Raw genomic sequence first — 6,955 nt, 5'->3', positions numbered from 1 at the left:
CACGAACAGGTACGTCGACCGACGAAGGAGAACAGCCTGTGGAACGCGCCGGCCGGAAGAGACTGTGGACGGTCCTCGGCATCGCCGCCACGATCACCGCGGTGGCGGGCCTCGTGTGGTTCAAGCCCTGGGCCCTGTGGGTGGACGAGACCGTCGACGAAGCCCTGCCCACCGCCGGTACGACCGCGACCGCTCCGGCGGAGCCACCGGCGGCGGGTACGAGCCCGTCCGCGTCGAGCACCCCCACCGAACCCGCCGGCCCCGTCACCCTCGCCCAGGGCACCTTCATCAGCCATGAGCACTCCACCGCCGGCACCGCGAAAGTCGTCCGCCTCGCCGACGGCAGCCACACGCTGCGTCTCGAAGGGCTCGACACGAGCAACGGCCCCGACCTGCGCGTCTGGCTGAGCGACGCACCGGTCAAGGAAGGCAGAGCGGGCTGGGGTGTCTTCGACGACGGCCGGTACGTGAACCTCGCCAAGCTCAAGGGCAACAAGGGCGACCAGAATTACCCGTTGCCCGAGGACGTCGACTGGTCGGCGCTCCCGAGCGTGAGCATCTGGTGCGACCGGTTCGACGTCTCCTTCGGCGCCGCGGCGCTGGCCCGCGTCTGACACCGGCCGTCGGTCACCGAACCGTTCTCGTCCTGTCCTGCCGGGATGATGACGCAGATCAACAAGGTGGTGTGACGGGCGAGGTTCCTGGTCGTCGCGGTGGTGTCCTCAGCGCACCACGCCTCGCCCGAGGAATCTCGCCCGGTTCGCCCCGGCAGGGGCGCCGTGCCGTGCGCGCACCTGCCTCCGAGGCACTGCCCGCGCCCGGCGGTCCCCCGTCAGCCACACCGCGAGCCGGCCCGGTTCCCGTCACGTCGCACGCCGCGTCCACGGGGTGGTCGGCTGGAGCACGGCCTCGGTGAGCGCGCGGGACCTGAGCCGGGTGATCTCCTTGTAGCCGGGATCGGTCACCATGCGAAGGAACGCCTCCCGGCTCGGATAGCGCACGAGGAGCACGGCGTCCCACGCCTGCCCCTGTTCGGCGACCAAGGGGGTGTCGCCGTCTCCGGCGTAGAGGAGCTCGCCTCCGTACCGTCGCAGGAAGACCGCCGCACGACGTGAGTACTCCTCGTACGAGGCGCGTCCGTCGGGCGCGAACCGCAGCAGGTTGAGCATGACGAAAGGCTCTCCGGGGTCCTGCGCACCAAGTTCCTGGAGGACTGCCTCGTGGGGATCGACAGCCATGACCGTCTCCTTGTCGTCGTGGGGGTGAAGGGCGTGGCGGTGTCCAGCGGATGGCTGGCACGAGGGTAGGTGACGATGGACCTGCACGCATACCATCTGGTCGGTATGAGTTGCGCGGTCGGATGCGGCGGCGGCCTCCGCGGCCGCGGGCCGTGGCGGCGGTGGTGGCGGTGGTGGCGGTGGTGGCGGGTGGGCCAGGTCCTGGCCGGCGGGCTCCCGGCGATCGCGGGGCGGTAGAAAGGAGTCATGCGCGAGAGCGAGAGCCCTGTGAGGGCGATGGACGATGTGGACGCCGTGACCCAAGCGGTGCTGACCGCGTCACGCCTGCTGGTCGCGGTGTCCGCGCGTTCCCTCGCCGAGGTCGAGGAGCGGGTGACGCTGCCGCAGTTCCGGATGCTGGTGGTGCTGGCCACGAGGGGGGCCACCAAGCTCGTCACGCTGGCCGAGCAGCTCCAGGTGGCGCCGTCCACCGCCATGCGCATGGTCGACCGCCTGATCGCGGCCGGCCTGGCGGACCGGCATGCCAATCCGCACAGCCGTCGGGAGACGCTGCTGCAGCTCACCGCCGAGGGGCGGCGCACGGTCGAAAGCGTCACGGCTCGTCGGCGTACCGAGATCGCCGCCATCGTCGAACGACTCACCCCGGTGCAGCGGCTGGCCCTGGTCGAGGCGCTCAACGCCTTCAACAAGGCCGGGGCGGAGCCCTTGGCGCCGGCCGCCGAGGGCACGCAGGCGCATCCGCTGGGGTGGACGGGCGACCTGCCCGGCGTCCCGTGAGGTGGACGAAAGGGCCGGCGTTTGCCGCGGGCAGGCGCATGCTCCCACCCCCATGGGCGCCGGCGGCTCCGGTGCGTGCCCACGCGGTCCTGGGCTACTGAGCGGACATGCGGGGAGCAGCGCGGCGTATTCCGGACGCTGAGCCGCCCCCCCGGACTGCCGTAGCCGTCCTGAGGGCTCCCGCCGCCTGGGTCCGATGGAGAATTTCTTTGCTCTGTGCAAAACTACGGGGACGGCGGGGCCCGATGGCCCTGCCCGGAGTGCCGGGAAGTCTGGTCGGCGTCTTTTGAGGCGACCGTCCTGGAGGCCCGGCCATGCCACCGTCCCATCCCGTACCGCACGACAAGGCGGCCGACGGCGCCCCGCCCTGCCGGGACGAGCCGTCCTGGTCGGGGGGCGCGACGAGACTCCGTGTCCGCTCCGAGACCGGTGACGACCCCTCGCCCGTGCTGCACATGCTCCTCGACGGAGAGCTCGATGTGGACACCGCCGCCGCACTTCGGGAAGACCTGACGGTGCTCGCCGCGCGCTCGACCGTCCCCTCGTTGGTGCTCGACCTGTCGGGTGTCACCTTCTGCGACTTGGCGAGCCTGTACACCCTGCTGGGCATCTGCCGGACCCTGCCGCTGGTCGGCATCGAGGTGCGGCTCGTCGAGCCCAGCGCTGCCGTTCGGACCGCTGCGCGAAGGGCCGGCCTGGCCACTGACCTGAACTTGGACAGGGGCGGGGAAGAGCCACCTCCTGTGGCCCTGCCGTGAGGCGTCCCCGGTCAAGCACCGGGAGCCGCTGAGGAAGACCGGTGCGGCGAGGGCACCGAGAAGGCACCTGCGCACTTCCGTCTCTGCCGGGCGTCGAGAAGTCTTCCGGCGGACGGGAGGAATTGCGGGCGCGGAGGAGGACCGGCCCGCAGGTGGTCGGCTGCCGCCACCCGGTCGGAACACGTCGTCGTACGCGCCGCGCGCAGACCCGCAGCACGACCACGACCCCGAAAAGCGGCCGAAGCCCCGTGACGGCCTCGAGCGAGCAGGACCAGCCCGGTGCCATCTCTTCATCAACGAAACTTTTGCATAGTCTAAAGCTGGTGGAGGGGTGTGTGGCGAGAGCAGCCGGACGTTTCGATGTCGTGAGAGGGCGGGAGGGCGCCATGACCATGAGCAAGCCGACGTCCGGTTCGGCGGTGCTGGCCTGGATGCCGTGGGCGGCGATGACCGTCGTGGCGGTCACGGACGTCTGGGCGGGTCCCGACGTCGGTTTCCTGCCCTTGGTCTCGCTGGGACCGGCGTTCGCCAGTCTGGTCGGCGGCTGGCGCCGCACCGCGCTGATCGGCGCGGTGGCCCTCACCCTGACGGTGGCCCTCGGACTCTACGACGGCCTGTTCGAGGGACGCCGGGGACTCACCGCCTGTGCGTCGGTGGCGGGAGTCACCGGCGCAGGCCTGGCCGCCGCGGTGATCAGGGAGCGCAGGGAAGCGGAGCTGGCCAGTGTGCGGTCGATCGCCGAGGCCGCCCAGCGGGTGCTGCTCCGCCCGGTGCCGCCGACCGTCGGCCCGCTGCGGATGGCGGTCTCCTACACCTCGGCCATCGCCGAGGCCCGCATCGGTGGCGACCTCTACGAGGTGGTCGCCTCGCCGTACGGCGTCCGCGTGATCGTCGGAGACGTGCAGGGCAAGGGGCTCGCCGCGGTCGAGACGGCCGCGGTGGTGCTCGGCGCGTTCCGCGAGGCCGCCCACGACGAGCCGGACCTGGTCAAGCTGGGGGACCGCCTGGAGCGCAGCCTGTCCCGGGAGCTGGAGGGCGAGAAGTTCGTCACCGCCGTCCTGGCGGAGATCGCTGCCGGAGGCGAGGTGGCCTTCCTCAACCTCGGACATCCGGCACCCATGGTCGTGCGGGCCGACGGCACGGTCGACTTCGCGGAGCCCTCGACCTACGCGCCGCCGTTGGGGCTGGGAATGTCCGGCGTCGACGGGCCGCAGCCGTACCGTGTCGGATTCCTGCCGGGCGACCAACTGCTGCTGTACACCGACGGTGTCACCGAGGCCCGGGACGGGAACGGCGTCTTCTACCCCCTTGCCGACCGGGCGCACCTGCTCGACGAACCCGACGCACGCCAGGCCTTGGAGGCACTGCGGGAGGACCTGTCGGAACATGCCGCCGGGCCGCCGCACGACGACGCCGCGATGCTGCTGGTACGCCACCAAGGGGCTCCGCCCGCCGGCGGCAGGCTGACGAAGTCCCCGTAGGAGCATTCGGCGCCGGTCCGGCCAGGGTGTGAAAGGGCGGCCGCGGCTGCCCGCATCCGCCATCGGAGAACAACGACCACCGTGCTCGGGGCCGCTCATGAACGGCCGGCGGACGGGACGCTGAACTTCCCTCACAAGCCGGTCGGCGGGGCGTCGCAGTTCGGCTCGGCCCACTTCCGGCTGACGGCCCGGACGTTGTCGCGGAGCACCTCCTGCCGCCCCGGCCTCGGGGAACACCCGGCAACAGATGCGGGTACTCACCGGACGAGGACGCCGCGAAGCGAAGCAGCTGCTGAAACCGAGGAGCACGCGGGTCTCGGCACTGCGCAAAGAGGAATACCACCTGGTACCGGGACACCGCTCGCAGGCAGCCACGACGACCACGCCGCGGCGGTCACTCCTGCAGCACCCGCCCGAGTAGTTTCCGCTGTTCGTCGATCCGGCTCTTTTCCGGACTCGTGGGAACACGGAGACGCGCGAAATGCCCGGATCTTCTCTACGGACAGCGACCGTCTCCTGTTCCTCGTCGTACGGCTGGATCTCGATCCCGGGGCTGCGGTCCCTCCAGCGGATGCCCTGACCGGCAGCGAGCAGGTCCAGGGCACAGCACCACTCCTCCAGGTCGGAAGGCACACGGACATGACCGGCCGGCCGCTGACGAAGCTGCTGGTCACCATGACCCCTGCGTCGAGCTGGTCGTGAAGATCGTCACGAAACGCGGGCTCATCGCAACGCAGGATGTGCGCGTCGGCCATGAGCGGGGCTCGTGTGCTCACGATCCGTCCTCACCCGCAGCCCTCCTCACGAGGACCCGCACAGCATCAGCACCACCGCGCAGAGCAATGACACCGCGGCGGTGACGACCAGCAGCGGCCCCAGCCCCGGACCGGGTATCACCGCTCCCGCAGCGCCGCAGGCCCCGCCCACGGTCGTGGGAGCGCGCGAACCCCGGCGAGCGGCGATCCGTCCCGCGAGCAGCAGGCCGGTCAGATAGCCCGCGAACGTTGTGCCGGCGATGAGACTGAGCACCAGCTCGGAGAGCGCCAGGTCCTCCCGGATGTCGGGCAGCGTCAGACCATAGGCGTAGCGGGCCATGCCGAAGGCGACCCCGATCACCGCCGCTCCGGCCAGACCGATCCGCCCGCCTGCGGAGAGCGTCATGAACTCCCCTTCATGCCATGGGTCCGGTTACCTCACGGACCTCAGGCCGACTCCGGGGGAGGGGGGATCGACCATCACCACATGCACGCACCGACTCTCCCACGGCCGTGCGGAGCCGGCTGGACCCGGCGACAACGATGCACCCGGCGGCCTGCTCGGATCCGAACAGGATGCCGGCGGCAACCGGGTGCGCCAGGTCTTTCCGCTCGCGGACCTCCGCGGCCTGACCGGGGTGATGCAGCGTCCCGTCGGGGTTCGCACGCGGATCGACCGGGAGGCCGTGGTTGACGAACCGCCGGCCGTGGAGGGCCCCGGCGAGGCGGACCGCCGGGGCTGTCCATCGGGTGGAGGCCGGGCCGAGGTCAGCCGAGTGAGGTGATCAGGTCGTTGCAGGCCTGTTCGCAGCGGCGGCATGCTTCCGCACACACGCGGCAGTGGTCGTGCTGGTCGGCGTGGCTTCCGCATTCGTCGGCGCAGGCCTTGCAGACGGTGGCGCACGCCTGGAGGATCGCGCGGGTGACGTTGGCGTCATAGCCCGTGTGGCGGGAGAGCACCGCGGCGGTGGCGTTGCAGATGTCGGCGCAGTCGGCGTTGGTGCGGATGCACTTGGTCAGCTCGTTGACCATCTCCTCCGACATGCAGGCGTCCGCGCACGCGGTGCACGCCTGAGCACACGCGATGCATTCTTCGATGCAGCGGGCGAGTTTCTCGCGGTCCACGCCGCCCAGGTCGGCGGGGTAGGTGTCGAGCATGTCCTTGACCGCAGTGGTCACGGGAGCCTCCGTGATCGATTCCTGGCGCGGCGGTTGCCGCCCTGTACTCGTAACACTGCCGAGGGGGCGGGAAACCCGGCTACGCCTTGTGGACCGCAAGTGGACCACGGCCGCGACGGTGCCGCTCCGGGGCCTGTGAGAACGCGCCGACCTCCGCCTCGGACTGCTCCAACTCGCCTGCGGCATCGTCTGCTCGCGACGACTGCGCATCCCATGCCGAAACGACCGGTGGGCCGCGAGAACGCCATGGCCCACCTCTTCCGGGGACTGTGACCTGCGTCATCTCTGTGAACCGCATGCGCGCGGTGATCGTCTTACGGCCGGATTCCTTCGAGGAATGACAGCTGGACGCGGCGACCGTGGCCGCGCTTCACGGGTAGCAACGGGAAAGAGGTAGGTATGAAGCTGACGGTCAAGAACGCGGTATTGGGAGCGGTCCTCGCCTCCACCGCCGTACTGGCAGCTCCGGGAACCGCATCGGCTGACCCCGTCAAGGAGGGGATCGTGAGCAGCTGCCGGGAAGGGATGATCTGCTTCTTCGACGGCCACAACCTCACCGGGGACATCGTGCAGCTCTATCCGGTGAACACCCCCAACATCGGCTGGGTGTGGAACGACCGGGCCAGCTCGGTGTGGAACCGCAGCGGCGATGAACTCTGCATCTGGACCGATGTCGACTACAACGGCATCTTCTACCCCATCGCGCCGGGTGCGACACAGGAACTTCTGTTCCTCTACGACAACGCGGTGTCCGGCTTCTCCATCAA

Annotated in this window: 8 protein-coding genes and 1 pseudogene; 5 read left to right on the top strand and 4 right to left on the bottom strand. The window is 70.3% G+C overall.

Going from position 1 to position 6,955, the window contains the following annotated elements; translation table 11 throughout:
* The first annotated feature begins 38 nt into the window (after positions 1 to 38).
* Positions 39 to 614, top strand: a complete 576-nt coding sequence (locus tag A2U95_RS27610; protein ID WP_420857062.1) for a DM13 domain-containing protein — start codon at positions 39 to 41, stop codon at positions 612 to 614.
* A 249-nt stretch (positions 615 to 863) separates the two neighbouring features.
* Here the strand turns inward: A2U95_RS27610 and A2U95_RS27605 are convergent, their stop codons facing one another.
* On the bottom strand, positions 864 to 1,238 hold the full coding sequence (locus A2U95_RS27605) for a DUF1330 domain-containing protein (RefSeq protein ID WP_166027974.1): 375 nt from the start codon (positions 1,236 to 1,238) through the stop codon (positions 864 to 866).
* A gap of 246 nt (positions 1,239 to 1,484) precedes the next feature.
* On the opposite strand from A2U95_RS27605, the gene A2U95_RS27600 reads away from it, so the two are divergent.
* The 3 genes from A2U95_RS27600 to A2U95_RS27590 all read left to right on the top strand — a co-directional run bounded on the left by A2U95_RS27600 (position 1,485) and on the right by A2U95_RS27590 (position 4,254).
* Positions 1,485 to 2,015 carry a MarR family winged helix-turn-helix transcriptional regulator gene (locus tag A2U95_RS27600; RefSeq protein WP_240958238.1) on the top strand — a complete coding sequence of 177 codons (531 nt, stop codon included), beginning with the start codon at positions 1,485 to 1,487 and terminating at the stop codon, positions 2,013 to 2,015.
* Positions 2,016 to 2,470: 455 nt separating this feature from the next.
* On the top strand, positions 2,471 to 2,773 hold the full coding sequence (locus A2U95_RS27595; protein WP_240958317.1) for an STAS domain-containing protein: 303 nt from the start codon (positions 2,471 to 2,473) through the stop codon (positions 2,771 to 2,773).
* A 386-nt stretch (positions 2,774 to 3,159) separates the two neighbouring features.
* Positions 3,160 to 4,254 (top strand): PP2C family protein-serine/threonine phosphatase, encoded by a 1,095-nt coding sequence (locus A2U95_RS27590; protein ID WP_166027969.1) that lies wholly within the window; start codon positions 3,160 to 3,162, stop codon positions 4,252 to 4,254.
* Positions 4,255 to 4,719: 465 nt separating this feature from the next.
* Here the strand turns inward: A2U95_RS27590 and A2U95_RS33875 are convergent.
* The 3 genes and pseudogenes from A2U95_RS33875 to A2U95_RS27575 all read right to left on the bottom strand — a co-directional run.
* A pseudogene (locus A2U95_RS33875) lies at positions 4,720 to 4,887 on the bottom strand (DUF5959 family protein); the annotation flags it as partial.
* Between the two features lie 168 nt (positions 4,888 to 5,055).
* A complete protein-coding gene (locus tag A2U95_RS27580) occupies positions 5,056 to 5,415 on the bottom strand; it encodes a YbfB/YjiJ family MFS transporter (RefSeq protein ID WP_206283086.1) in 360 nt (119 codons plus the stop codon).
* Between the two features lie 362 nt (positions 5,416 to 5,777).
* Positions 5,778 to 6,188 carry a four-helix bundle copper-binding protein gene (locus A2U95_RS27575; RefSeq protein WP_206283085.1) on the bottom strand — a complete coding sequence of 137 codons (411 nt, stop codon included), beginning with the start codon at positions 6,186 to 6,188 and terminating at the stop codon, positions 5,778 to 5,780.
* A gap of 399 nt (positions 6,189 to 6,587) precedes the next feature.
* On the opposite strand from A2U95_RS27575, the gene A2U95_RS27570 reads away from it, so the two are divergent.
* Positions 6,588 to 6,955: peptidase inhibitor family I36 protein (locus A2U95_RS27570; protein ID WP_166027967.1), on the top strand; the 368-nt coding region annotated here is incomplete at its 3' end.

Source organism: Streptomyces chilikensis (assembly GCF_001642695.1).
Classification (GTDB): Bacteria; Actinomycetota; Actinomycetes; order Streptomycetales; family Streptomycetaceae; genus Streptomyces; species Streptomyces chilikensis.
This window is presented reverse-complemented; position numbering and strand designations above follow the sequence as displayed.

What these genes read in the sequence shown, in the direction of transcription:
- A2U95_RS27605 (WP_166027974.1), bottom strand. Translation starts at nt 1,238, where the DNA reads ATGGCTGTCGATCCCCACGAGGCAGTCCTCCAGGAACTTGGTGCGCAG.
- A2U95_RS27600 (WP_240958238.1), top strand. Translation starts at nt 1,485, where the DNA reads ATGCGCGAGAGCGAGAGCCCTGTGAGGGCGATGGACGATGTGGACGCC.
- A2U95_RS27595 (WP_240958317.1), top strand. Translation starts at nt 2,471, where the DNA reads ATGCTCCTCGACGGAGAGCTCGATGTGGACACCGCCGCCGCACTTCGG.
- A2U95_RS27590 (WP_166027969.1), top strand. Translation starts at nt 3,160, where the DNA reads ATGACCATGAGCAAGCCGACGTCCGGTTCGGCGGTGCTGGCCTGGATG.
- A2U95_RS27580 (WP_206283086.1), bottom strand. Translation starts at nt 5,415, where the DNA reads ATGACGCTCTCCGCAGGCGGGCGGATCGGTCTGGCCGGAGCGGCGGTG.